This is a genomic window from Kitasatospora sp. NPDC041988 (assembly GCF_055588525.1).
In genome coordinates this window covers 155,381-179,358 of the sequence record NZ_JBVJCO010000015.1, presented here as the reverse complement: position 1 = coordinate 179,358, position 23,978 = coordinate 155,381, and the positions used below count along the sequence as shown (strand labels likewise).

The 23,978-nt window shown below is 74.0% G+C and carries 19 protein-coding genes; 7 read left to right on the top strand and 12 right to left on the bottom strand.

What is annotated here, in order from left to right; all coding sequences use genetic code 11:
* Positions 1 to 49: 49 nt before the first annotated feature.
* From ACZ6NC_RS17800 to ureA, 3 genes are read right to left on the bottom strand one after another with little or no spacing between them, the layout of a single operon-like run.
* The gene (locus ACZ6NC_RS17800) at positions 50 to 1,093 is read right to left on the bottom strand and encodes an agmatine deiminase family protein (protein WP_465733702.1); all 1,044 of its coding nucleotides are present in this window, start codon (positions 1,091 to 1,093) and stop codon (positions 50 to 52) included.
* A gap of 38 nt (positions 1,094 to 1,131) precedes the next feature.
* On the bottom strand, positions 1,132 to 2,847 hold the full coding sequence (locus tag ACZ6NC_RS17795) for an urease subunit alpha (protein ID WP_465733700.1): 1,716 nt from the start codon (positions 2,845 to 2,847) through the stop codon (positions 1,132 to 1,134).
* The gene (gene ureA / locus ACZ6NC_RS17790; RefSeq protein WP_465733698.1) at positions 2,844 to 3,554 is read right to left on the bottom strand and encodes an urease subunit gamma; all 711 of its coding nucleotides are present in this window, start codon (positions 3,552 to 3,554) and stop codon (positions 2,844 to 2,846) included. The genes ACZ6NC_RS17795 and ureA overlap by 4 nt, the downstream gene beginning before the upstream one ends.
* Before the next feature lie 460 nt (positions 3,555 to 4,014).
* On the opposite strand from ureA, the gene ACZ6NC_RS17785 reads away from it, so the two are divergent.
* Positions 4,015 to 4,578, top strand: coding sequence for an ATP-binding protein (locus tag ACZ6NC_RS17785; RefSeq protein WP_465733696.1), 564 nt, complete (start codon positions 4,015 to 4,017; stop codon positions 4,576 to 4,578).
* A 334-nt stretch (positions 4,579 to 4,912) separates the two neighbouring features.
* Positions 4,913 to 7,162, top strand: a complete 2,250-nt coding sequence (locus ACZ6NC_RS17780) for an ATP-binding SpoIIE family protein phosphatase (protein ID WP_465733694.1) — start codon at positions 4,913 to 4,915, stop codon at positions 7,160 to 7,162.
* 13 nt (positions 7,163 to 7,175) lie between these two features.
* On the opposite strand, the gene ACZ6NC_RS17775 is transcribed toward ACZ6NC_RS17780, so the two are convergent.
* The 5 genes from ACZ6NC_RS17775 to ACZ6NC_RS17755 form a co-directional block, all read right to left on the bottom strand.
* A complete protein-coding gene (locus ACZ6NC_RS17775; protein WP_465733692.1) occupies positions 7,176 to 8,210 on the bottom strand; it encodes a DUF2637 domain-containing protein in 1,035 nt (344 codons plus the stop codon).
* A 201-nt stretch (positions 8,211 to 8,411) separates the two neighbouring features.
* A complete protein-coding gene (locus tag ACZ6NC_RS17770) occupies positions 8,412 to 9,365 on the bottom strand; it encodes a (2Fe-2S)-binding protein (RefSeq protein ID WP_465733690.1) in 954 nt (317 codons plus the stop codon).
* A gap of 178 nt (positions 9,366 to 9,543) precedes the next feature.
* Entirely contained in the window at positions 9,544 to 10,395 is an 852-nt protein-coding gene (locus ACZ6NC_RS17765) for a hypothetical protein (RefSeq protein WP_465733688.1), read from the bottom strand.
* A 158-nt stretch (positions 10,396 to 10,553) separates the two neighbouring features.
* The gene (locus ACZ6NC_RS17760) at positions 10,554 to 11,423 is read right to left on the bottom strand and encodes a hypothetical protein (RefSeq protein ID WP_465733686.1); all 870 of its coding nucleotides are present in this window, start codon (positions 11,421 to 11,423) and stop codon (positions 10,554 to 10,556) included.
* 188 nt (positions 11,424 to 11,611) lie between these two features.
* Positions 11,612 to 12,262, bottom strand: coding sequence for a nucleotidyltransferase family protein (locus tag ACZ6NC_RS17755; RefSeq protein ID WP_465733684.1), 651 nt, complete (start codon positions 12,260 to 12,262; stop codon positions 11,612 to 11,614).
* Between the two features lie 145 nt (positions 12,263 to 12,407).
* Between ACZ6NC_RS17755 and moaA the strand changes: the two genes are divergently transcribed.
* Positions 12,408 to 13,403: a GTP 3',8-cyclase MoaA gene (moaA, locus tag ACZ6NC_RS17750; RefSeq protein WP_465733682.1), complete on the top strand. Its 996-nt coding sequence runs from the start codon at positions 12,408 to 12,410 to the stop codon at positions 13,401 to 13,403.
* Positions 13,404 to 13,503: 100 nt separating this feature from the next.
* Here the strand turns inward: moaA and ACZ6NC_RS17745 are convergent, their stop codons facing one another.
* On the bottom strand, positions 13,504 to 13,914 hold the full coding sequence (locus tag ACZ6NC_RS17745) for a VOC family protein (RefSeq protein ID WP_465733680.1): 411 nt from the start codon (positions 13,912 to 13,914) through the stop codon (positions 13,504 to 13,506).
* Positions 13,915 to 13,993: 79 nt separating this feature from the next.
* On the opposite strand from ACZ6NC_RS17745, the gene ACZ6NC_RS17740 reads away from it, so the two are divergent.
* Positions 13,994 to 14,872 carry a sigma-70 family RNA polymerase sigma factor gene (locus ACZ6NC_RS17740; protein ID WP_465733678.1) on the top strand — a complete coding sequence of 293 codons (879 nt, stop codon included), beginning with the start codon at positions 13,994 to 13,996 and terminating at the stop codon, positions 14,870 to 14,872.
* Positions 14,873 to 15,021: 149 nt separating this feature from the next.
* Here the strand turns inward: ACZ6NC_RS17740 and ACZ6NC_RS17735 are convergent, their stop codons facing one another.
* Positions 15,022 to 16,002 carry a GlxA family transcriptional regulator gene (locus ACZ6NC_RS17735; RefSeq protein WP_465733676.1) on the bottom strand — a complete coding sequence of 327 codons (981 nt, stop codon included), beginning with the start codon at positions 16,000 to 16,002 and terminating at the stop codon, positions 15,022 to 15,024.
* A 124-nt stretch (positions 16,003 to 16,126) separates the two neighbouring features.
* Between ACZ6NC_RS17735 and ACZ6NC_RS17730 the strand changes: the two genes are divergently transcribed.
* Together ACZ6NC_RS17730 and ACZ6NC_RS17725 are read left to right on the top strand one after the other, a co-directional pair.
* Positions 16,127 to 17,047, top strand: a complete 921-nt coding sequence (locus ACZ6NC_RS17730; RefSeq protein WP_465733674.1) for an NAD-dependent epimerase/dehydratase family protein — start codon at positions 16,127 to 16,129, stop codon at positions 17,045 to 17,047.
* A 229-nt stretch (positions 17,048 to 17,276) separates the two neighbouring features.
* Complete coding sequence (locus tag ACZ6NC_RS17725) at positions 17,277 to 18,938, top strand: alpha/beta hydrolase (protein WP_465733715.1); 1,662 nt, start codon at positions 17,277 to 17,279, stop codon at positions 18,936 to 18,938.
* Positions 18,939 to 19,000: 62 nt separating this feature from the next.
* Here the strand turns inward: ACZ6NC_RS17725 and ACZ6NC_RS17720 are convergent, their stop codons facing one another.
* Together ACZ6NC_RS17720 and ACZ6NC_RS17715 are read right to left on the bottom strand one after the other, a co-directional pair.
* Entirely contained in the window at positions 19,001 to 21,400 is a 2,400-nt protein-coding gene (locus ACZ6NC_RS17720) for an ArnT family glycosyltransferase (RefSeq protein WP_465733672.1), read from the bottom strand.
* A 156-nt stretch (positions 21,401 to 21,556) separates the two neighbouring features.
* Positions 21,557 to 22,675 (bottom strand): alpha/beta hydrolase, encoded by a 1,119-nt coding sequence (locus ACZ6NC_RS17715; RefSeq protein ID WP_465733670.1) that lies wholly within the window; start codon positions 22,673 to 22,675, stop codon positions 21,557 to 21,559.
* 207 nt (positions 22,676 to 22,882) lie between these two features.
* On the opposite strand from ACZ6NC_RS17715, the gene ACZ6NC_RS17710 reads away from it, so the two are divergent.
* Complete coding sequence (locus tag ACZ6NC_RS17710) at positions 22,883 to 23,860, top strand: hypothetical protein (RefSeq protein WP_465733668.1); 978 nt, start codon at positions 22,883 to 22,885, stop codon at positions 23,858 to 23,860.
* Positions 23,861 to 23,978: the final 118 nt, after the last annotated feature.

Here is a 23,978-nt window from a genome sequence, read left to right as displayed (position 1 = left end):
TGTCCGATTTGCCGTTCTCGCAGGTCAAGGCCGTTGACCTGCTAGAACATCAGGCCTTCGGCTGCTGCTGGGTGATGCAGTGGATGCCGCCGCCGTTGGCGAAGATCTCCGTGGCGTCGACCAGTTCGACCGTGCGGCCGGGGTAGGCCCGCTCCAGGACGGCCTTGGCCTCCTCGTCGCGCGGGTCGTCGAAGGCGCAGAGGATCACGGCGCCGTTGGCCACGTAGTGGTTGATGTAGGAGTAGTCGACCGGCTCGCCCTCCTCGTCCAGCAGGACGGTCGGGGCGGGCAGCTCGATGACATCGAGCGCCCGGCCCTGGGCGTCGGTGGACGCGCGCAGGATGGCCACCAGCTCCTTGCACACCTCGTGGTCGGGGTGGGCCGGGTCCGGCTGGACGTGGGCGACCACGACGCCGGGGCGGACGAACGAGGCGACGATGTCGATGTGGCCGCGGGTGCCGAACTCGTCGTAGTCGCGGGTGAGTCCGCGCGGCAGCCAGATCGCCTTGGTGGTGCCGAGGAAGGCGTGCAGCTCGGCCTCGACCTCCTCCTTGGTCCAGTCGGAGTTGCGGCCCTCGCCGAGCTGGACGGTCTCGGTGACCAGCACCGTGCCCTCGCCGTCGACGTGGATGCCGCCGCCCTCGTTGATCAGCCGCGAGGCGAACCGCTGGACGCCCGTCAGTTCGCCGATGTGCTCGGCGATGTGCTGGTCGTTGTCCCAGCGGGCCCAGGACTGCGCGCCCCAGCCGTTGAAGATCCAGTCGGCGGCGGCGAGCGAGCCCTTGCCGTCGATCAGGAAGGACGGGCCGATGTCGCGCATCCAGGCGTCGTCCAGGGGGCGCTCGACGATCTCGACCTGCTCGGAGACGTACTTGCGCGCCTCCTCGGTCTCACCGGTGTTGACCACCAGGGTGACCGGCTCGTACCGGACGATCGTGTTGGCCACCGCGGCCCAGGCCTCGCGGCCGGCGTGCAGGTGCTCCGGGCTGTCGAAGGTCGGGTTGGTGGTGGGGAAGGCCATCCAGGTGCGGTCGTGCGGGTGCCACTCGGCGGGCATCCGGTAGCCGAGAGAGGCGGGGGTGGGGGTGGTCATCTTCGCGTCCTAGAAAGGGAGGTGAGGGTGGGGGAGGCTCAGAGGAAGTACAGGCGGCTGAGCGAGACACTGTCGGCGGGCTCGGAGCGCAGCGGGTCGCCGTCCAGGGAGACGAGGCCGGTCTCGGTGACCTGGACGTTGCCGATCCGGGCGTTGCGCACCATGTCGCGTGGGCCGATGCCGCGGGTGCCGCGGACGCCGACGCGCCGGCGGCGGGTGGGCATGCCGTCGGCGGCCCGGTCGAGGTAGGCGCCGTCGGCGGCGGCCTGGGCGACGAAGGCGACGGAGATGTCGGCGGCGGTTGCGCCGTGGGCGCCGAACTGCGGGCCGAGGACGAGGGGTTCGCAGCGGTCGGTGGAGGCGTTGGGGTCGCCGACGACGCCGTAGGCGGGGAAGCCGGACTTGAGGACGAGCTGGGGTTTGGCGCCGAAGTGGTCGGGGCGCCAGAGCACGATGTCGGCGAGTTTGCCGATCTCGATGGAGCCGACCTCGTGGGCCAGGCCGTGGGCGATGGCGGGGTTGATGGTGAGCTTGGCGATGTAGCGCAGGACGCGCTCGTTGTCGTCGCCGCCCTCCGTCGTTCCGTAGCCGCCGTCGAGGGGGCCGAGTTCGGTCTTCATCTTGCCGGCCATGGCGAAGGTGCGGCGCACGGTCTCGCCGGCGCGGCCCATGCCCTGGGCGTCGGAGGAGGTGATGCCGATGACGCCGAGGTCGTGCAGGACGTCCTCGGCGCCCATGGTGCCGGCCCGGATGCGGTCGCGGGCCATGGCGGCGTCGCCGGGCAGGTCGACCTTGAGGTCGTGCGCGGAGACGATCATGCCGAAGTGCTCGCCGAGGGCGTCGCGGCCGAAGGGCAGGGTGGGGTTGGTGGAGGAGCCGATGACGTTGGGGACGCCGGCCATCTTCAGCACGTTGGGGACGTGTCCGCCGCCGCAGCCCTCGATGTGGAAGGCGTGGATGGTGCGGCCTTCCAGGACCTTGAGGGTGTCCTCGACGGAGAGGCACTCGTTCAACCCGTCGGTGTGCAGGGCGACCTGGACGTCGTACTCCTCGGCGACCCGCAGCGCGGTGTCCAGGGCGCGGGTGTGGGCGCCCATGTCCTCGTGGACCTTGAAGCCGGAGGCGCCGCCCTCGGCGAGGGCCTCGATCAGCGGGGCCTCGTCGGAGGACGAACCCCGGCCGAGGAAGCCGATGTTGACCGGCCAGGCGTCGAAGGCGTTGAAGGCGTGCCGCAGCGCCCACGGCGAGTTGACGCCCACCCCCCAGACGGGGCCGAACTCCTGACCGATGATCGTGGTGACGCCGGAGGCGAGGGAGGCCTCCATGATGCGCGGGGAGAGCAGGTGGACGTGGGTGTCGATCGCGCCGGCGGTGGCGATCATGCCCTCGCCGGAGACGATCGTCGTCCCCGTCCCGACGACGACGTCCACGCCGTCCAGGGTGTCCGGGTTGCCGGCCCGCCCGATCGAGGCGATCCGGCCGTCGATCAGGCCGATCGAGGTCTTCCGGATGCCCTGGATCGCGTCGATCACCAGCACGTTGCTGATCACCACGTCGCAGGTGTCGCGGACGGCGGCGGGCTTGAGGTGCAGGCCGTCGCGGGCGGTCTTGCCGAACCCGGCCAGGAACTCGTCACCCGGCGCCTGCGAGTCGGACTCGACCCGGACGATCAGGCCGGAGTCGCCGAGCCGGATCCGGTCCCCGGCGCGGGGGCCGTGCACGGCGATGTAGTCATGGGGAGTGATCGCAGTCACGACTCGACCTCCGCGTCGTCGAAGTTGGTCAGGTAGCCGGTCGCGCGGGCCTTGGCCAGCGCGGCATCCTTGGCGCCGGGCGCGTCCAGCGGGCCGTCCACCAGGCCGGCGAAGCCGATGGCGACCCGTTCGCCGCCGATCGGGACGAGGCCGACCTCGACGGTGGCGCCCGGGTCGAAGCGGACCGAGGAGCCGGCCGGCACCGCGAGGTGGGTGCCGTAGGCGGCGGCGCGGTCGAAGGCGAGGCGCGGATTGGCCTCGAAGAAGTGAAAGTGCGAGGTGACCGAGATCGGCACCGCGGAGGTGTTGTGGACGAGCACCACGACCGTCTCCTCGACCGGGTCGTAGCCGGCGCCGTCGCCGATCAGCGCGCCGCCGGGGGCCTCGTCGCCGAGCGACCCGGCGCCCTTGAACGGGTCGTTGACGACGGCGAGGCGGGTGCCGTCCTCGAAGACCGCCTCGACCTGGACCACGGTGACCACGTCGGGGACACCGGGCAGCACGTCGGCGGCGGTGAGGACGGAGCGGCCGGCCTCGATGGCCTCGGCGAGGCGCTTGCCGTCGCGGGCGGCCTCGCAGACGGTGTCCGCGATCAGGGCGTGCGCCTCGGGAATGTTGAGGCGTACGCCTCGGGCGCGGCGGGCACGGGCCAGCTCGGCTGCTGTGAAGATCAGCAGCCGGTCCCGCTCGGTGGGGGTCAGTCGCACGGTTCCTCGCTCGCGGTCGCCGGGGAGGGTGGGAGGGGGATGAAGTTAGAACGGCGTTCAAACATCTCGGGCCATTGAACCCGGACCCGGCCGCCCTGTCCAGCGTTGCCCGTTCCCGGATGTTCGGCTCGCCGGGCGCCGCCATCGGGTCCGCGGGCGTGTCGCGGGCCGGTGCGGGGCCGGTGCAAGGGCCGGAGTGCGGGCCGGGGCGCGCCGGGCGCGCAGGCGCCGGACGATGACCGGAAGTCGTCGAAAACCGCCCGTACGCTTCGCAAACCTGTCCGGCGTCGGCTGTTGGATCACGCGGACCGCCCCGTGCCCCTTTCACCACGGGCGATCGGACGCACACTGTTCCAAAGGCCGAAAGCTGGGCATGAGGATGGTGGTCAGAACGATGGGCCGCCCGGCCGGCGGGGGATCCGGCACCGGGTGGCCGGATTGAGGGCGGGGGCATGTGTTGATGGACGGTCAGTCGCGATTCCCGCGGCAGCGGACGAGTTCGGGGGATGCATTCCGGCCCAGGGCCCAGGGCGGCAGCACACCGGGCAAGCCGGGCGGGCCCGGCGTCACCGGCGGGCCGGGCGTCACCGGCGCGGCGGGGCCGGCGCTGCCCGGCGACCCGGCGCCCGGCTGCGCGTTGCACCGCCGGCTCCACCTGGCGGTCGACGCGGCCGACCTGGTCGCGGTCGGCGCCGTCCGGCACCGGCTGCGCTCCGCGCTCCGCCACTGGGGGGTGCCCGAGCTGGCCGACACGGCCGAACTGCTCTCCTCCGAGCTGGTCACGAACGCGCTGCTGCACACCGGCCAGGGCGCGGTCTTCGACGCGGTGCTCACCGCCGACCTGCGGCTGCGAATCGAGGTCCAGGACGGCGCCGGGCGGCTGCCCGGCCGTCGCCGCGACCCGGACGCCGAGTACGCCACCTCGGGGCGCGGGCTGGTGCTGGTCGAGGCGCTGGCCGACGCCTGGGGGGTGCAGCTGCGCGGGGACGGCAAGGTGACCTGGTTCGAGCTGGCCTCGCCCTGATCCGGCCCGCCCGATCCGCCCGGTCCGCTTCTCCGGCCCGCCCGGTCCACTCGGTGGGCGTGCCGCCGGGGCCGGGGGAAAGGCGTCGTTCGCCATCGAACGGAACCGTGGACCGAAGGCCCGGGGGAAGATTTCCGGCCCGTTGCCATTGCCGCTCGGCCGAACATTGGCCAGGATGGTGGGAATGTGCGTCCACGTGCGGGAAGCAGCGGGGAGACCTCACCTCGACTGAACCACCGCCCGTCGCACGGCCTTATCCAGCACCACCCATCACACCGCCACGCGGCCCGCCCGAACGGTCGGCGCGGTCCGCCACGGCAGCGGCAGGAGCAGCATGCCCACTGAGCCCGAGTCCCCGGGGCCGGCGCTTCCTCCCGGCCAGTCCACGGCCGGGTCGGGGCGGGCGAGACCACCCGCCCAGGCAGTGCGCCGGCATGCGCTGCGGACCGCACCGGGGCTGGCGGCCGGGCGGCTGGCGCCGATGCTCTCCGGCGGCCTGCCGGTCGCCTCGGGGGACTCCACGCCGGACTGGCTGGAGCCCGCGATGGCCGCCAACGGCATCGGCTCCTTCGACTGGGACATCCGCCGCGACGTCCTGGAGGGCGACCAGCGGGCCTGCACGATCGTCGGCCTGGACACGGGCGACAAGGCCCGCTTCGACCGCACCTCCGCCTCCTTCCTGGCCCTGCTGCACCCTGAGGACGCGCCCGTGGTGCGCCGCCGGGTCGAGCGCGCGGTGGCCGAGCTGGGCCAGTGCGGCGCCTACTACCGCACGGTCGGGCCGAACGGGGCGATGCGGGCGGTGCGGTTCCGCGGCCGCGTCCTCGCGGACGCCTTCGGCCGTGCCTCCCGGATGGTCGGCTTCGTCTGGGACGCCACCGTCGAGCTGCACAAGCGCGACCGCGCCGACCGGATGGCGCTGCTCCGCGAGGAGCGCTCGCGGTTCATCAAGGAGGCCGCCCGCGCGCTCTCCGAGGCCGTCACCGTCCGCGACGTCGCCCGGGTGTTCACCGAGCTGCCGCTGCCCGGCCTGCCGCCGGACGGCCTGGTGCTGGCCTCCTTCGAGGCCGGCCGGGTGCAGATCCTCGGCGCCTCCGGCTACCGGCCGGACGAGCTCGCCGTCTGGGACCGCTCGGTGCTGCCCGCCGCCCACCCGGCGGCCGAGGCGCTGCGCAACCGCGCCCCCGTCTTCATCGCCAGCCGCGACGAGTACCGCGAGCGCTACGCCGAGGTCTGGGAGCCGACCAGCCGGACCGGCCGCAGCTCCTGGGCCTTCCTGCCTCTGGTGGCCAGCGGCCGGGCGATCGGCGTCTGCGTGGTCAGCTTCGACGACGACCGCGAGCTGGACGCCGACGAGCGCACCCTGCTCTCCACCCTCGGCGGCCTGGTCGCCCAGTCGCTGGCCCGGGCCCGGCTGCACGACGCCGAGCACGAGCTGGCGGCCGGCCTCCAGCGGGTGATGCTGCCGCGCACCGTGCCGTCCGTGCCCGGCGTCACCACCGCCGTCCGCTACCTGGCGGCCGGCTCCGGCCTGCAGATCGGCGGCGACTGGTACGACGTCGTCCCGCTGCCCGGCGGGCACGTCGGACTGGTGATCGGCGACGTCCAGGGGCACGACGTACACGCCGCCGGGATCATGGGCCAGCTGCGGATCGCGCTGCGCGCGTACGCCGCCGAGGGGCACCCGCCGGCCGCGGTGATGGCCCGTGCCTCCCGCTTCCTGGCCGACCTGGACACCGACCACTTCGCCACCTGCACCTACGCCGAGGTGAACGTCGACTACGGCGTGGTGTACGCGGTCCGGGCCGGCCACCTCGACCCGATGGTCCGCCGGGCCGACGGCACCGCCTCCGTCGTCCCGGTCGCCGGAGGGCTGCCGCTGGGCATCGCCCCCGACGAGGAGTACCGCGTCACCCGCTTCAGCCTGGACCCGGGCGAGACGGTGCTGCTCTGCACCGACGGCCTGGTCGAGGCGCGCGGCATGGACCTCGACGACGGCATCGCGCGGCTCAACGCGGTGCTCGCCGGCCCGCTCGCCGACCGCGCCACCGCAGCACGTGACCCGCTGGAGAGCCTGGCCGACCGGATCGCCTCCCAGGCCGCCGACGACAGTGAGCGCGAGGACGACATAGCGCTGCTGCTCCTGCGCTGGGACGGTCCGGAGGGCGGCCTGGCCGCCCAGCAGCTGCGCCGCCGGATCGGCCAGGCCGACCTCGCCCGGATCTCCGAGGTGCGGGCCGAGCTGCGCGACGCGCTGCGCCGCTGGGGCGTGGCCGAGCTGGTGGACACCGCCGAGCTGCTCGCCTCCGAGCTGGTCACCAACGCGATCCGGCACACCGACCGGGACGCCATGTTCACCGCCCGGCTCTACCGGGAGCCGGTGGCCGACGGCGGCCGGGCCCGGCTGCGGGTCGAGGTGGAGGACGAGTCCGACCTCTGGCCCACCCGCCGGACGCCGGGGGAGCAGGCCTCCTCCGGGCGCGGGCTGATGCTGGTCGAGGCGCTGGCGGACGGCTGGGGCGTGGAGCCGCGCGGCTCGGGCAAACGGATGTGGTTCGAGCTCACCGCCACGCCCGCGGCCTGACGGGCAACCTGTCTCAGCCGAACTGCTGCTCCAGGTCCTTCAGCTTGCGCTCCAGCGAGTCCAGCCGGGGCAGCGCGACGGTGTCATCCTCCATCGTGAGGTCGATCGTGCGCCGCTCCGGCCGGGCCGGCAGGCCCGCCTGGACGACCGCGCCCTCGGCCGGCGCCGCCGCTTCGACGGCGGGCCGCTCCGCCGAAGGCGCGCCGGCTATGGCGGACTCCTGGCCGGACTCCAGCTGCCGGGTCGCACCGCGCGGCCGCCAGACGCTGTTGGTGCGGTTGATGGCCCGGATCTCGGCCCGTTCGCGGCGGCCGGCCAGCTTGCGGCGCTCCCTCTCCGCGAGCTTCTCCCGCTTGTCCTCGCGGACCTCGTCGACCGCCTCGTCCAGGCTGCGCACGCCCTCTAGCAGCATCAGCGACCAGGCCGCGTAGGTCTCGCGCGGGGCGCGCAGCCAGCGGACGATCCGGATCTGCGGCAGCGGCCGGGGGACGAGCCCCTGCTCGCGCAGGGCGGCCCGGCGGGTCTGCTTGAGCGCCCGGTCGAACAGCACGGCGGCCGAGAGCGACATCCCCGCGAAGAACTGCGGTGCGCCGGCGTGGCCGAAGCCGCGCGGGGCGTGCACCCAGTTGAACCAGGCCGAGGCGCCGGCGAAGAGCCAGACCAGCAGGCGCGAGCCGAGCGCGGCGTCGCCGTGGCTGGCCTCGCGGACGGCGAGGACGGAGCAGAACATCGCCGCGCCGTCCAGGCCGAACGGGACGAGGTACTCCCAGCCTCCGGAGAGGCTGAGGTTCTGCACCCCGAATCCGACCAGGCCGTGGAAGGAGAGTGCGGCCGCGACGGCGGCGCAGCAGAACAGCAGCGTGTACGACGCCCCGCCGTACAGGGATTCCTTGCGGCGGCGGCGTTCCTCGGAACGCTCCCAGGAATCCGCGCCGCCCGGTCCGGTGGCGGATCCCCGGTTCCGGGCCAGGGCCACCATCAGGGCGGTGACCAGCAGGACCGCCACGCCGGTGACGGCCCAACCGAGCGGTATATCGGACAATTTCATCGCCTGGACCAGCCTCGCTTTCCTGCGTCGTGATGGCGGGGACCATCATGACGGATATGCGGCCGGCAAATGGCTGATTCAGCGTCAATGCGCTGAGGAGAGGGATTTCTGACGTGGGAGAAGTCGCATTGTCTTACTAATTTGGGGTGGTTATTTCCCGGAATTCCGGGCTCGACGGGGGTCGGCCCGAGGGGAATTCGGTCAACCTCGCGTGACGCGGGGGCAGCCGCCGCACATCGCCTCGGGCCGGACGGTGTAAACGAGGCAGCAGCTGGCCCGGGCGCGGTCGGCGGCAGGAGCAGCGGCGGGGGCTGCAGTGGGGGCGGCGGGCGTGCGGGGGTTCGCCGGGGTGAAGCCCGCGCCCGGCGTGAATGGTGAGACGGGTGCGCCGGGCGTGCACGCCGGCGGCGCCGGTAGCTCCGCAGTCTCGGACGTTTCGGACGTCGTTTCGGACGTCTCGGGTGCGAGCAGCCCGGTCAGCTCGGCGCGGGCGCGCTCCTCCTCGCCGAGCAGCCCGCCGACGTACCAGAGGCCCTCCACCACCGCGTCGGTCGCCATCGCCCAGAGCGTGCGCGGCCCGCGCCGCACCTCCGGGCGGAACGCCGCCAGTACCGGCGTCAGGAACCCGGCCAGCGCCGCCCGCAGTTCGGCGGCCAGCGCCGGTTCGTCCGCCACCGTACGGGCGCCGGGCAGGCCGGCCGCCGGGTCGTCGGGCAGGCAGGCGAAGGCGCCGGGACGGGCCGTCAGTTCGCCGGTGGAGCGGCGGACCGAGACGTCCCCGGGGGTGAGCAGCGGCACCCGGCGCTCCAGGAACCAGGGCAGGGTGAACAGCAGCGCGGCGGGCCAGGTGAAGCGGTGCAGGCCGAAACCGGCCGCGACGTCGGGGCGCAGCGGCTGCCCGTACTGGGCCAGGCCCTGCCGGGCGTCATGGGCGATCAGTTCGCGCAGCGCCTCCGGGCGGGCGAGCAGGTCGGCGCCGGCGAGCCAGCCGTCGCCGGTGCGCGGCGGGGCGCAGTGCACCCGCAGGGCGGGGAACAGCTCGCCGAGCCGCCGGTAGCTCGCGGCGCACGGCTGTGGCGGGAGCGGGGCGGCGGGGACGGCCCGGGCGCCGGGGGTGGCGGGCGTGGTGCAGGGCGCGGTGCTGCTCGCGGTCATGGTGCGGCCCCATCGGGTCGACCGGAGCCCGTGCGGGACCGTCCGGCCCGTCCCGGCCGGTGCGACGCCGGCGGGCGCGTCCATGGCCGGGCCCGGCCGGCCGGGGCCTGGCGGAGCCCGGGAACGGCAAGGCGAACCCGGCCGGGGCACTGCTCGCCCCGGCCAGGTTAGGCTCACCTTAGCTGATAGTTCCGCGTGGTTCCCGGCCGATGCGCCCGTCCGGGGGAGCTCCCGGCGTGCGCGCCGCGCTCAGCTGGCGCGCGAGCCACACCGGTACGCCTCCGAGCGCCTGCACCAGCCTGGTCGCCTCGGCCCGCATCCGGGCCGCCTCGCCCGGTTCGGAGACCTCGGCCAGCGCCGCCAGCGCGGGCGCGACCCCCACCGTGAAGCCGAGCTGCTCGCGCAGCCGCAGCGAGGCGTCGAACCCCTCCCGGGCCCGGTCGTGGTCCCCGGAGGCCTGGGCCAGCGCCGCCAGGTGACGCCAGGTGTAGGAGCGCAGCAGCTCGTCCCCGCGCTCGCCCGCGCCCTCGTGCGCCCGGCGGTAGGCGATCCAGGCCGCCGTCCGGTCACGCAGCAGGTTCTCCGCGACCAGGCCGCGGCGGAAGTCCAGCAGCGGGCGCCCGGGCGCGTCCGGCGGGAGCAGCGCGGAGGTGCGGCCCAGCGCCGCCTGGGCCTCGTCGAGCCGGTCGCGCGCGCCGAGCACGCTGGCGACGTACGCCAGGAACCCGCGGGCGCAGGAGGCGGCCGCGCGCTGCTCGGTCGTGGTGACCACGGCCTCGGCGAGGCGCAGCGCCTGCTCCGCCGCGGTCCAGTGGGCAGCGGTGAACAGACATTGTTCGATGAGGAGTTCGGCCCGTCCGAGAGCGGCCGTCGGGTCGCGCTCGGCGGCCGGGCGTAACAGCTCCGCGGCCTCCTGCCAGCACGCCCGGGACCGCAGCCGCCACACGGTGTCCCCCGGCTCCTGGGGCGCCGCCCGCCCGCGCCCCTCCCGCCCGTCCCGGCCGCTCGGGCCCCATCCGTGCTCCGACAACGCCACCTCCTTGTGTGCGCCATCCAGCAGGACGCGGGCCCCTACCCCCCAAGGCCCGCGCTGTGGCGGCAATTCAACACGGGGGTGAGCTTGTGCACCAGATCACGAGCGCAGGTTGTTGCGTCCGGAGACGGAACGATCCGGCGGGCCCGGAGGGGTCAGGACGTCCAGCCGGTCTCCATCAGTGCCTCGGCGGCGCCGTTGGCGGGCTGCGGGACCCCGGCGAGGTCCAGGCTGAACAGGGCGACGAGAAGCTGCTCGCCGCGGACGGTGGCCTGGTGGGAGTAGCCGGCCAGGGTGAACATCGCGGCGGCCATCTCCTCGGCGTGCAGGGTCTGCAGCCAGAGGCACTCCACCGACTTCACGTCGGCCGGCTCGGTCCAGGTGTCCACCTGGGCGACCATCCGGCTGCCCAGCAGGGTGACGCCGTCCCGCTCCTGGGCCTCCGTCAGCTCCAAGTCCTCGAAGCCCAGCCACTCCAGGTAGCGGGCGGCCGTGAACACCGCGTCCTGCGAGGTGCGGACCGGGTGCGGGCGGAACGGCGCCCGCCGCCGCCAGGGCGTGGCCGAGGCACCGGACCCGCCGGGCGGGGCGGGCACGGGCGCGCCCTGCGGGTGGGCCGGGGACGGGTGGGCGGACTGGGGCCCGGCGGGGCCCAGCTGTCCGGCGGAGGCCCGGCCGGTGGTGGCGCTGCCGCCGAGGCGGGTGGTGCGGTCCACGGGCAGACGGACGGTGGCGCCGCAGTTGCAGGTGAACTCCGGCTGCGGCCACTGGTCGGAGCGGCCGCAGTGCGGGCAGCGCATGTTCAGCCAGGAGTCCTCCCAGGAGCGGAACCGCACCTGCACCGGCACACCGCCGCGCAGCAGCGGCACCTTGAGCGAGGCGCCGCAGGGGCAGGGCAGCGACGGCGGCTCGTACAGGTGCTCGCGCCGGCAGGCGGGACAGCGGATCGCCCGGGCACCACCACCCGCCCCCGGCCCGTGCTGCGCGGGGTCGCGTCCGGTGAAGTCGTCGGGCAGTCCGGACATCACGGGCACCGTCCGTTCGAATCGGGGTGGAAGGACGTGTCCCATGCTCCCCGAAACGCGGGGGCCGCGGCGCGGAATGCGGCAATCCTCAGGGACAGATCAGGGGTGTGCGGCCGATCCCTCGCCGGAGAGGAGGAGGGCGGCCCACCCCGGAGGAGGGGCGGGGCGCCCGGGCCGGCCGCGGACGGTCAGCCGGCGGACCAGCGGGCCAGGTCGGCGGGGGTGTCCAGGTCGTCCGGGACGGCGACATCGGCGCACTCGACCAGCGCGATCTCCCCGGCGTGCGCCGCAAGCAGCGCCCGCGCGCCCGCGTCACCGGTCGCGCCCGCCGCCGCCTCGGCGAAGTGCCGGGCCCCGATCAGCACCGGGTGCCCGCGCCGCCCGCCGTACGCCGCCGCGGCCAGGTCGGCGCCCGCCCGGTGGGCGGCCACCAGCCGGGCCACCGCCGCCGGGGACACCCCGGGCGTGTCCACCAGCATCACCAGCACCGCCGAGGCCTCCGGCGGCAGCGCGGCCAGCCCCGCCCGCAGCGAGGAGCCCATGCCGCCGGCCCAGTCCGGGTTCGCCACCAGCAGGCAGCCCGGCAGGTGTGCGGTGGCCCGGACCTGCTCGCGGGCCGCGCCCAGCACCACCGTCACGTCCGGGCAGCCGCCCGCCCGGACCGTGGCCACCGCGTGCTCCACCAGCGGCCGCCCCCGGTACGGGATCAGGGCCTTGGGCCGCCCGCCCAGCCGCCGCCCGCCACCGGCGGCCAGGACGAGGGCGGCTACCGGCGCCGGTCCGGCGACCGGGGTGGGTCCGGCGGCGGGCGCGGCCGACGGCCGATCACTGCTCTGCATGCGCCCAGCCTGCCCGCCGGGGCCGCCGCGCGCAGCCGTAGGAACCCACAGTTGGACGAATACACAAGGCGAACCCGCAGGTCGGGGCTGCTCCCCGGCGGTTCGGCCGCTGGATCTCCCGCCCGGCTGCCCCTGTACTTGGTTGATGAACACCGCACCGCGCCCGCTGCTGGACCGCTTCGGCAGGGTCCACACCGACCTGCGGGTCTCGCTCACCGACCGCTGCAACCTGCGCTGCACCTACTGCATGCCGGCCGAGGGCCTCAACTGGCTCCCCAAGGCCGAGGTGCTGAGCGACGACGAGGTGGTCCGCCTGGTACGGATCGCCGTCGAGCGGCTGGGCATCGCCTCCGTACGGCTCACCGGCGGCGAACCGCTGCTGCGGCGCGGGCTGCCGGAGCTGGTCGGGCGGATCACCGCACTCGGCCCCGAGGTCTCGCTCACCACCAACGGCATCGGGCTGGCCCGGACGGCCGGTGCGCTGAAGGAGGCCGGGCTGCACCGGGTCAACGTCAGCCTGGACACCCTGCGCCCCGAGCGGTACGCCGAGATCACCCGCCGCGACCGGATCGCCGACGTCTTCGCCGGCCTGGCCGCCGCCCAGGCCGCCGGGCTCGCCCCGGTCAAGGTCAACGCGGTGCCGGTGCGCGGCGTCAACGACGACGAGATCCTCGACCTGGCCGAGTTCGCCGCCGGGCACGGCTACCGGATGCGGTTCATCGAGTCCATGCCGCTGGACGCCCAGGGCGCCTGGGACCGGGCCACGATGGTCACCGCCGACGAGATCCTGGCCGTGCTCTCCGCCCGCTGGGACCTCGTCCCGGTCGGCCGGCACGGTAACGCCCCGGCCGAGGAGTGGCGGATCGCCGGCACCGACACCGTGATCGGTGTGATCGCCTCCGTCACCCGCCCCTTCTGCGGCGGCTGCGACCGCGTCCGCCTCACCGCCGACGGCCAGCTGCGCAACTGCCTCTTCGCCACCGAGGAGTCCGACCTGCGAGCCCTGCTGCGCGGCGAGGCCGACGACGACCGGATCGAGCAGGCCTGGCGCGACACCATCGCCCGCAAGGGCCCCGGGCACGCCATCAACTCGGCCGACTTCGTCCAGCCCGACCGGCCGATGTCGGCCATCGGCGGTTAGAGCTTGTCTGGTCGACATCGCCGCGCGTCGCGCGGTCATCGTTCCGCACCCGGTGTGGCCGGCACCAGCGCGATGCCGGCCACACCGGGTCGACGCACAGTCAGTTGCCGTCGGGATTCTGCCAGGCCGCGCGCTGGCGCAGCGAGATCCGGTTGCCGTCTGGGTCCACCGCCTCGACGCGGACCCCGTACCCGTAGTCCTCCGGTTCGGGCTGATCGAACGTCACACCGCGGTCGCGGAACACCTTGAAGTCTGCGCGCAGGTCGTCCGCTTCGAGGAAGACCGGACCAGGTGTGGTGCCCGGCCGCAGCTCGGCGGGCTGCCCCGCAGCCGCGGCGTGCGGCCAGAGGATGATCTCGAGCGGGCTGCCGGGGACGCCCACCGTGAGGAAGCGCCCCTCAGGACCCGGGTAGTCGACGCGCTTCTCCAGACCGAGCTTTTCCGTGTAGAAACTCAGCGCGCGCTCCTGATCGGTGACATAGAGCGTCACGTACATGATGTTCGTCAGCATGGTGCTCCTTCAGCTGTTACCCGGGCCTCTCCGGGCCCGTCATCACTCATGACGGAGCGGATTCGGGGAAGGTAACAACATGTTCGAAACCGGAACGACGGACCCGGTGGCCCAGGCGTTCGAGTCCCAGCGGGACCGGTTGCGTGCGGTCGCCCACCGCGTGCTCGGGTCGCACGCCGACGCCGAGGACGTGGTCCAGGAAGCCTGGCTGCGGCTCGCCCGCCAGGACGCGACCACCATCGAGAACCTGGCCGGCTGGCTCACCACCGTGGTCGGCCGGATCAGCCTCGATGTCCTGCGCTCGCGCCAGACCCGCCCCGAGGCGTCCCTGGACGACCGTCTGCCCGAACTCGTGGTCACGCTCGACGACGCCCCTGCCCCGGATGACGACGCGGTGCTCGCGGACTCGGTCGGACTCGCGCTCCTTGTCGTCCTGGATTCCCTCCGTCCCGGCGAGCGGCTGGCGTTCGTGCTGCACGACCTGTTCGCGGTGCCCTTCGACGAGATCGGCCGCATCCTCGGCAAGTCCACCGACGCCACCAAGATGCTCGCCAGCCGCGCCCGCAGAAAGGTCCAGGCAACCGAGCAGCCAGCCAGAGCACGCCGGGAACAGCGCCAGGTGGTCTCCGCCTTCCTGGCAGCAGCCCGCGACGGCGACTTCGAGGGCCTGCTGCGCGTGCTCGACCCGGAGGTGCGGCTCACCGTCGACATCCCCGGCGGCGTGGTCGTCACCCTCGGCGCCACCAAGGTCGCCGCTGGCGCGCAGCTGGCCGCCAGCGCGGCCACCCTGGGCCGGGCAGCCCTCGTTGGCGGCCATCCCGGAGTCATCTCCTGGCGCGAGGACGGGACCCCTCTCTCCGTCCTCGCGTTCACCGTCACAGACGGCCGGATCACCGCTATCACAGCCGTGGTCGACCCGGCCAAGCTTGCGCGGATGAACCTGCCGGACCCGGCATGAGCAGCTGCGTCACGCCGCCCCGCGACGCTCGACCAGGGCACCGCATCCGGCTTCGCGCATGATCGGCCGGACGGCTCCTAGTCGCCCCGCCCGACGGGCGGCCGCCCTGGCCGCCCTGCCCGCGCTGTCGGCCCAGCGGCCCCGTCGGCCTACGGCTGCCGTGCGGGCCGCCCCGGGCGGGCGAAGTGGGCCCGGTAGGCGCGCGGGGTCATACCGACCCGCTGGAGCAGGTGGCGGCGGAGGGAGTCGGGGGTGCCGAAGCCGGTACGGGTGGCGATCAGCTCCACCGAGAGGTCCGAGGACTCCAGCAACTCCCGGGCCATCTCGACCCGTTGGCCCAGCAGCCACTGCAGTGGGCTGACTCCGGCCTCGGTGAGGAAACGCCGGTTGAGCGTCCGTACGCTGACGCCCGCGTGTGCGGCGAGGGCGGCCAGCGTCAGCGGTTCGTACAGCCGCTCCCGCGCCCAGGCCCGGGTGGCGGCCAGCGAGCTGCCGTCCGCGGCCGTGACCGGCGCCGGCAGGGTCTGCTCCTGCGCGCCGTCCCGGACCGCCGAGACCACCGCGAGCCGGGCGACCGCGTTGGCCACCGCCGAGCCGTGGTCGGTGCGGACCATGTGCAGGCACAGGTCGATGCCCGCCGTCAGCCCGGCCGAGGTCAGCACCGGACCATCCTCGACGAACAGCGCCTGCGGCCGCACCCGGACAGACGGAAACCGGTGCCCGAGCGCGCCCGCCTGCACCCAGTACGTGGTGGCGCTGCGCCCGTCCAGCAGGCCGGCCTGTGCCAGCACGAACGCGCCGGTGCAGATGGAGGCGATCCGGGCGCCCCGCCCGGCGGCCGCGCGCAGGGCTGTCAGCACGCGCTCGTCCGTCTCGGCGCGCGAGCCGGAGCCGGTCACCATCACCGTGTCCGCGCGGTCCAGCGAGTCCAGGCCGTGTCGTACGAGCAGTTCTAGGCTACCGGTGGACGTGATGGGCCCCGGGTCGGCGGTGCAGACCGTCACCTCGTAGACGGCGCGGCCGTCCAGTTCGGCGGCGCTGAAGACAAGTTCGGGGATCGACAGGTCGAAGGCGGTCACCGGCGGTACGGCGACCACCGCGACCCTGTGCACCGCATCGGGTGACGGCATGGCCAGAACCTCCGGAAGCTTGGCAACAGGGGCCCTGTTTCGGCACGGCGCCCGGTCGCAGAGTGGATCACAGCGGCGCGCACCTGACGTCGCGACACCACCCTCTGCAACCCCGGAGCACCGCATGTCCTTCCACGTCGTCACCGGTGCCGGTTCCATCGGCACCGCCACCGCGCTTCGGCTCGCCGAAGCCGGCGAGCCGGTTCGCCTGGTCACCCGGCGCGGCACCGGGCCGGAGCACCCCGGCATCGAGCGGATCGCCGCCGACGCCACCGACGCCGACCGGCTCACCGCCCTCACCGAGGGCGCGACCGCTCTGATCAACTGTGCCGCGCCGCCGTACCACCGCTGGCCGGAGGAGTTCCCGCCGCTGGCCGCCGCGCTGCTGACCACCGTCGAACGGACCGGCGCCGGCTATGTGATGCTCGGCAACCTCTACGGCTACGGGCCGGTGGACGGCCGGTTCCACGAGCGGCTGCCGCTCGCCCCGGCCGGCCGCAAGGGCACGGTGAGGGCGGCCCTGTGGGAGGACGCGCTGGCCGCCCACTGGGCCGGCCGGGTCCGTGCCACCGAAGTCCGGGCCAGCGACTTCGTGGGGCCCGGCGCCGGCTCGCTGTTCCAGCTGGTGGTCGCCCCGGCCGTGGTGGCGGGCGAACCGGTCGGGTACCCCGCCGACCTGGACGCGCCGCACAGTTGGTCCTACACCGGCGACGTGGCCGACACCCTGATCGCGGCCGCCCGCTCCGACGCTTCCTGGGGCCGGGCCTGGCACGTGCCCAGCACCAGCGAGGCGTCCGCCCGGACGCTCGCCGAAGGGCTGGCCGGGGCGGCTGGCGCATCCGCGCCGAAGCTGACCGCGCTCTCGCCGGAGGAGCTGGCGAAGCTCGGAGAGGAGGACGAAGTCCTCGCCGAGGTGGTGGAGATGGGCTACCTCTACTACCACCCGCAGCTGCTCGACTCCGCCCGCACGGAGCGGGAGCTGGGCGTCTCGGCGACGACTCTGGACGCCGTCCTCGCCGAGACCGCCCGCGCGCTGCGGCGGTGACGGGCGGCGGGCGGGCGCCGGGTGTGAGCTTCGACATGCCCGAACGCTCCGCGCTGCGCCGCCTTGACGGGCTGTGGGGTGGCTGGTCTGCAGGTTCGCCGTCAGCCACCCCCCATTCCGGGAGTTCTCCGTGCCCGCCCGCCGCTCCGCCGTGTCCGCATCGGCTGTCCGGCTTGGGTAAGAAGTCGCCAGTGTGACGAGAGGATGATATGCGTGTGCGGTGTACTCGATGATCATCCGGCTCTCACGGCGCACGCTGCCCGCCGCCGTCGCCGCCGCCCTCCTGGCCGGCTGCACCGGTTCGGCGGGCTCCACCGACGCGGCCTCCGGCACGCCCTCCCCGGCCGCCACCGCGGCCACGCCCACCGCGTCGCCGACCCAGACGGCCACGCCCACCCCGACCGCCACGCCCACCCCGACGGCCACGCCCACCCCGACCGCCAGGTCCACGGGCGCGGCGGACCCTGCGCTCAAGCCGTTCTACGGCCAGCAGATCGCCTGGGCGCCGTGCGCCGACGCCCCGAAGACCGACAAGGTCGACGAGACGGCCGTGCAGTGCGGCACCCTCAAGGTGCCGCTGGACTACGCCAGTCCGGCCGGTGAGACGATCGACGTCGCCGTCGTCCGCGTCCCCGCCGCCAAGCAGGACCAGCGGGTCGGCTCCCTGCTGGTCAACCCCGGCGGGCCCGGCGGCTCCGGCGTCGGCATGGTCAAGCGCAATCCGACCCAGTTCGACGGTCCACTCCACGACCGTTTCGACACGATCGGCTTCGACCCGCGCGGCGTCGGCCTCACCACTCCGGTGAACTGCCTGGACGACGGCACCCGGGACGAGTGGGCCGTCACCGACACCCCCGGCCCCGACCACGGCAAGGCCCTCGCCGACGCCTGCCAGGCCAAGTTCGGCAAGCTGCTGCCCTTCATCGGCACCCGCAACACCGCCCGCGACATGGACGTACTGCGTGCGGCCCTCGGTGATCAGAAGCTCAACTACCTCGGCCTGTCGTACGGCACCTACCTCGGCAGCCTCTACGCCGAGGAGTTCCCGGACCGGGTCGGCCGGCTGGTGCTCGACGGCGCGGTCGACCCGTCCCTGTCGCTGGCCCAGAACAACATCGCGCAGTACGCGGCGTTCGAGCGCTCGCTCGAGGCCTTCGCCGCCGACTGCGCCACCAAGAGCGGCTGCCCGCTCGGCAAGGACCCGGACAAGGCCGCCGGAAAGCTCGCCGACTTCCTCGACGGGCTCAAGGAGAAGCCGCTGACCGCGGCGAGCGGGCGCAAGCTCACCGCCAACGCGGCCTGGACCGCCATGATCGACGCCCTCTACGGCGACGAGCAGGGCTGGGAATCCCTGCGGAACGACATCGGCTGGGCCATGGTCCGGGGCAAGGGCGACTACCTGCTCGCGCGGGCGGACAGCTCGAACCACCGCGACGAGGACGGCCACTACAGCGTCTCCGCCGACGCCTACACCGCCATCTACTGCGCCGACGGCGGCACCGGAGTGCCGGTCGGCGACGACCTGCAGGCCGCGTACGCCGAGATGGCGGCGAAGGCCTCGCTGCTCACCCGGCACGAGCCGAGTTTCGCGGTGTTCGACCCCGACTGCCGGTCCTGGCCGTTCCGTTCCGCCGAGAAGCCCCACCCGATCACGTCCAGGAGCGACGCCACGATCGTCGTGGTCGGCTCCACCGGCGACACGGCGACTCCCTATGCCTCGGCCGAGAAGCTCACCGCCCAGCTCGGCAACGCCGTCCTGCTCACCCGCGAGGGCGAGGGCCACACCGGCTACGGCTGGAGCAAGTGCATCCGCACCTCGGTGGATGCCTTCCTGGTCGGCGGGAGCCTTCCCGCCACCGGAACGCGCTGTGCGAGCGACCCGGCCGAGTGACCGGCTGACAGCACGAAGGGGGCGCACCGCGGAGGTCTCGCGGTGCGCCCCCTTCGGGGTCTTCAGGAGCTGGGGGCCCGCGTCAGGTCGTAGAAGGTCGAGCCGCCCACCGTTTCGGCGGTGTAGTGGCTCTCCACCCAGCTCTCGATCTGTGCGGTCTGCGACTCCTGGGCCTCGCCGGTGGCGCCGGCGCCGACCGCCCGGCGGGAGCCGCCGCCGATGAACCAGTGGATCCTGCCCTCCTGCACGTACTGCTGGAAGGCGCTCAGGCTGAGCGACGGGTCGGTGCTGTTGAAGCCGCCGAGGGCCATCACCGGGACGCCGGAGGCGAGTTGGTAGCTGGCGGCGTTCTGCGAGCCGCTGGTCGCGGCGGCCCAGGTGTAGTGGTCGGCGTCCTGAGCGAGCGCGGCGGCGGCCTCGTCGCTCACCTTGGCGCCGTTCAGCAGCCCGCCCATGCCGCCCATGCCGCCGGGGGCGCCGCCCGTCGCGCCGCGCCCGTCGCGGCCGTCGCGGCCGTCGGTGCCGGGGCGGCCGGCCTGGCCGCCGTTCTGGGCACCGTTCTGGCCGCCGGGCATCAGGCCGGGGGCACCGCCCATCGCGCCACCCATCGCGCCACCCATCGCGCCGCCGGGAGCGCCACCGGGTGCGCCGCCCTGGCCGGGTGTGAACTGCCGGCCGTTGACGACCAGCTCGCCGCCGGGCGGCAGGCCGCGCATCCCGCCCGGGCCCATGCCCCGGCCGCCGGCGACCGCCGGGCCGGCCGTCACGATCGACCCGGTGTGCGGCGTGTTCACCGTGTCCACCGCGTACGCCGCCGGGCCGCCGAGCGCCGCCGCCAGGCCCACCACGCCCGCCACCGTGGCGAGCCGGCCGGGAACGCGGCCGGGGAGGCGCCGCGCCAGCGGACCGGTCAGCAGCAGCGCCACCGCCGCCAGGAGCCCACCGAAGAGCACCGCCCAGCGCAGCCACGGCAGGAACTGTGCGCTGCGCCCGAGCAGCACGTGCGCCCAGAGCGCCGTCACCGCCAGGGTGACCGCCAGCACCGCCGCGTACGGCAGCCGGTGCCGGGCCCGCCAGAGCCCGTCCGCGCCCATCCCGACGAGTGCCGCGACCGCCGGGGCCAGCGCCACCGTGTAGTACTGGTGGAAGATGCCGGACATGAAGCTGAAGGTCAGCGCGGTGCAGAGCAGCCAGCCGCCCCAGACCAGGAACGCCGCGCGGGCGGTGTCCGTCCGGGTACGCCGGCGGGTCGCCCAGAGGCCGGCCAGCAGCAGGATCAGCGCCGCCGGGATCAGCCAGGCGATCTGGCCGCCGATGTCCCCGTCGAACATCCGGGTGATGCCGGTCTCGCCCCAGCCGCCCATGGCCCTGCCGCCGCCGGTCGGGGCGTCCGCTCCGGCGGGGAGCCTGCCACCGCCGCCCACGCTGCCGGTCTCGTTGCCGTTGAGGCGCCCGAGGCCGTTGTAGCCGAAGGTCAGCGAGAGGAAGCTGTTGTCCTGCGAGCCGCCGATGTAGGGCCGGGCCGAGGCCGGAACCAGCTCGACGACGGCGACCCACCAGCCGCCCGCGACCACCATGGCCAGCCCGGCGGCCAGCAGTTGGCGCACCCGGCGCCAGAGGCCGGCCGGCGCGACCGCCAGGTAGACCAGCGCGAAGGCGGGCAGGACGAGGAAGGCCTGAAGCGTCTTGGTGAGGAAGGCCAGCCCGAACATCACCCCGGTGAACACCAGCCACCGGGTGCCGGCCGCCTCGATCGCCCGCACCAGCCCGTACGCGGCCAGCGTCAGCAGCAGCACCAGCAGCGCGTCCGGGTTGTTGAAGCGGAACATCAGCGCCGCCACCGGGGTCAGCGCCAGGGCGGCGCCCGCCAGCAGGCCGCCGAGCGGGGAGAAGCGGCGGCGCACAGTCGCGTACAGGGTGCCCACGGTGGCGACCGCCATCAGCGCCTGCGGGGCCAGCACCGACCAGGAGGAGAGGCCGAAGACCCGGGCGGCCAGCGCCATCGGCCAGAGCGAGAGCGGCGGCTTGTCGACGGTGATGAAGTTCCCGGCGTCGGAGGAGCCGTAGAAGAAGGCCTTCCAGCTCTGGCTGCCGGCCTGGACGGCCGCCGAGTAGAAGGAGTTGGCCCAGCCGGAGGCGCTCAGGCCCCAGAGGTAGAGGACGGCGGTCGCGGCCAGCAGCGCCAGCAGCGCGGGCCGCACCCAGCGCGGGTCGTCCGCGCGGCCGCGCCAGGCGCGGGCCGGGAGCGTGCGCAGCCGTCCGGCCCAGGAGGCCGGTCCCTTGGGGCCGGCGGGCGGCAGCGGGAACTCCGGGAAGAGCGGTCCGGCCGGCGGGTCCGTGTCCGCGGGTGCGTCAGGGGTCGCGGGCGCGTCAGGGGCCGGCTGCGGCACCTCCGGCGGCGGGTAGTTCGCGGCCTCGGGCCACGGTTCGCCGGCCGGAGGGGAGAAGCTGGTCGTGGTCATGGACGCTACGCTCGGCCGCGCGGCTGAGAGGACCGTGAGACCCGGCTATGAGGGGTCTGTGATCCCTGCCGGAACCACTCGGACGGGCCGGAGGGGCTGCCGGAGGGGCCGCTGCGGGGTACCGGGGCGCTGGGTACTGGGGCGCCGGGGCCGGACTCAGGCCGGCTGGGGCATCGTCAGGTGCTTGCCCAGCCACTCCAGTGCCGGCGGGATCTCCCGGGTCCAGGTGTGGAAGTTGTGCCCGCCGGTGTCCAGGGTGATGGTGGAGAGCTTGGTCGGCGCCTTGAACGACTTCACCATCTCCTGGGTGGCGCCGTAGTTGTTCTCGTCGTAGGCGGTGCCCAGCAGCAGCGAGACGGGCGCGGCCGGCTTGTTGTGCAGCCGCCACAGCAGGTCGTTCTCCTGCTTCAGCTGCCCGTTGCCGGCGAAGAGGTCGCCGGTGGTCTCGTCGATCGGCGCGGTGTAGTAGCCGGAAAGCGAGACGGCGGCCGGGTACGAGTCGGGCTTGCGCAGGGCGAACTTGAGGGCGCAGTAGCCGCCGGTCGAGTTGCCGATGACGGCCCGGTTGGACGGGTCGGTGCCGAGCCGGTAGGTGGTGGCGAGCGCCTTGGGCAGGTCGCTGGTGAAGAAGGTCTCCACCTGCGGGCCGTTCGGGACGTCCACGCACTCGGTGTCCCGGTTGCTGACGAGGGTCGGACGCAGCATCACCAGGATGGTCGGCGGCAGCTTCTTCTGGTCGATCGCCTCCAGGGTGGAGGCCGGGTACTGCATCAGCGAGATCAGCTTCTCCGGCGTGCCTGGGTAGCCGGCCAGGACCAGCGCCATCGGGAACTTCCGCTGCGCGTAGTCCGGCTGGAAGTACTGCGGCGGCAGATAGACGAAGCCGTCGGTGCTCAGGCCGCTGACGGCTCCTTTGACGGCGACCTTGTGGATCAGGCCGACGCGCTCCGGGTTCGAGCCCTGCTCCGCGTAGAACTTCTGCTCGCCGGTGATGGCGACGGCGGCGTTCGGCTGGTGGTCGACCACCGTGCCCGGCCCCCCGTTGGTGCCGAGCAGGTCGGTCCAGGAGCTGTAGAAGCCGAAGTAGCCGTTGGCGATCAGACCCATCGCGACCAGCACCGCGAGCTGGGTGGCGAGGAAGGCGCCGATCCGCCCGAGCCAGGCCTTCCAGCTCCGTCCACCGAATCTCGGCCAGAGCCACATCGTGGCGGCGAACACGCAGATCGCGACGACGGAGGCGATGATCTGGAGGGGGAGTCCCGTGAGGCTGAGCACGAGCCCGATCGTAGTTGACCGCCTCGCCCGCTCCGCGCGCCCCCATGTGCGCCTGTCCTGCGCTGCTGTGCGCCTCTTGTACGCCCTGTTGACCGCGTCCCCCCGGCTCGGGATCATGTCGGCGGGGATTGCACGGAGAGTGCATGAGAGCTCACAGGGCCCGGCCACAGGGACCGACGGGCCGAGGAACCACACCGGGGGAGCGGCATGAAGGACTTCACCAAGGCCGGCCTGGCGGCCGGCGCCGCGCTGCTGTTGGCAGCGTGCTCCAGCGGGGGATCAGGGGGTGCCGACGGGTTCGGCCTGGGGTCCGGGAAGTCCGACGCGGCCTCCGCGAGCGCGACCCCGACCCCGACCCCGACACCCACGCGGACCCCGACGCCGACCCCGACGCCCACCCGGCCGCCGTACGGGCCGGTGCTGACGGGCTACATCGACCCGGTCAACACCGCGCTCGGCAAGCTCAACGCGTCCGCGGGCCTCGACGCCTTCACCACGGCCCTCCAGGAGGCCGCCGCCGCGGCCTCCAAGGCCGGCAGGGGGCTCGACCTCGCCGACGAGCCGGCCACCGTCACCACCGCCCAGCGCCAGCTGGTGGTGGCCCTCGGCCAGCTGTCCACCGACCTGACCAAGGTGCGCAGCGACATCAAGGCGAAGAAGGTCTGCGCCACCACCTCCGCCTTCGCCGAGGTCGGTCAGTCCGAGGGCCTCAAGGGGGTGCCCGCCGCGCTCGCCCAGCTGACCGCGGCCGGCTACCCCGCCACCTTCAACGTCCCGCAGGCCCCGCCGCTCCAGACCCGCAGCCTGGCGAACGGCACCCTGGTCCGCGAGGGCCGCCTCAAGGGCGAGGGCGTCCTCAACGTCGACAACGGCGGCAGCTCCGACGCGGTGGTCTCGCTCGCCCAGAACGGCAAGTCGATCCACTCGGTGTACATCGGCAAGGGCAAGAAGGCGTCCATCGAGGGCGTCGAGGACGGCACCTACGACGTGTACTTCGCCGGCGGCGTCGACTGGGACCCGTCGCTCAAGGCGTTCACCCAGAGCTGCGACTTCAGCAAGTTCGACGACACCATGGCCTTCGAGACCGGCCGCACCTACACCTCCTGGTCGATCACCCTCCAGCCGACGGTCGGCGGCAACGCCAAGACCAGCGACGTGGACGAGGGCCAGTTCCCGCAGCCGTAGGCCCTGTGAGGTCGCGTCGGCGGCCCTGTGATGTCGCGTCGGGGGGGGGGGGGGGGGGGGGGGGGGGGGGGGAGAGAAGGCCATGGGTGTGCGCGGCGCGGCCTACGACGTTACTGGA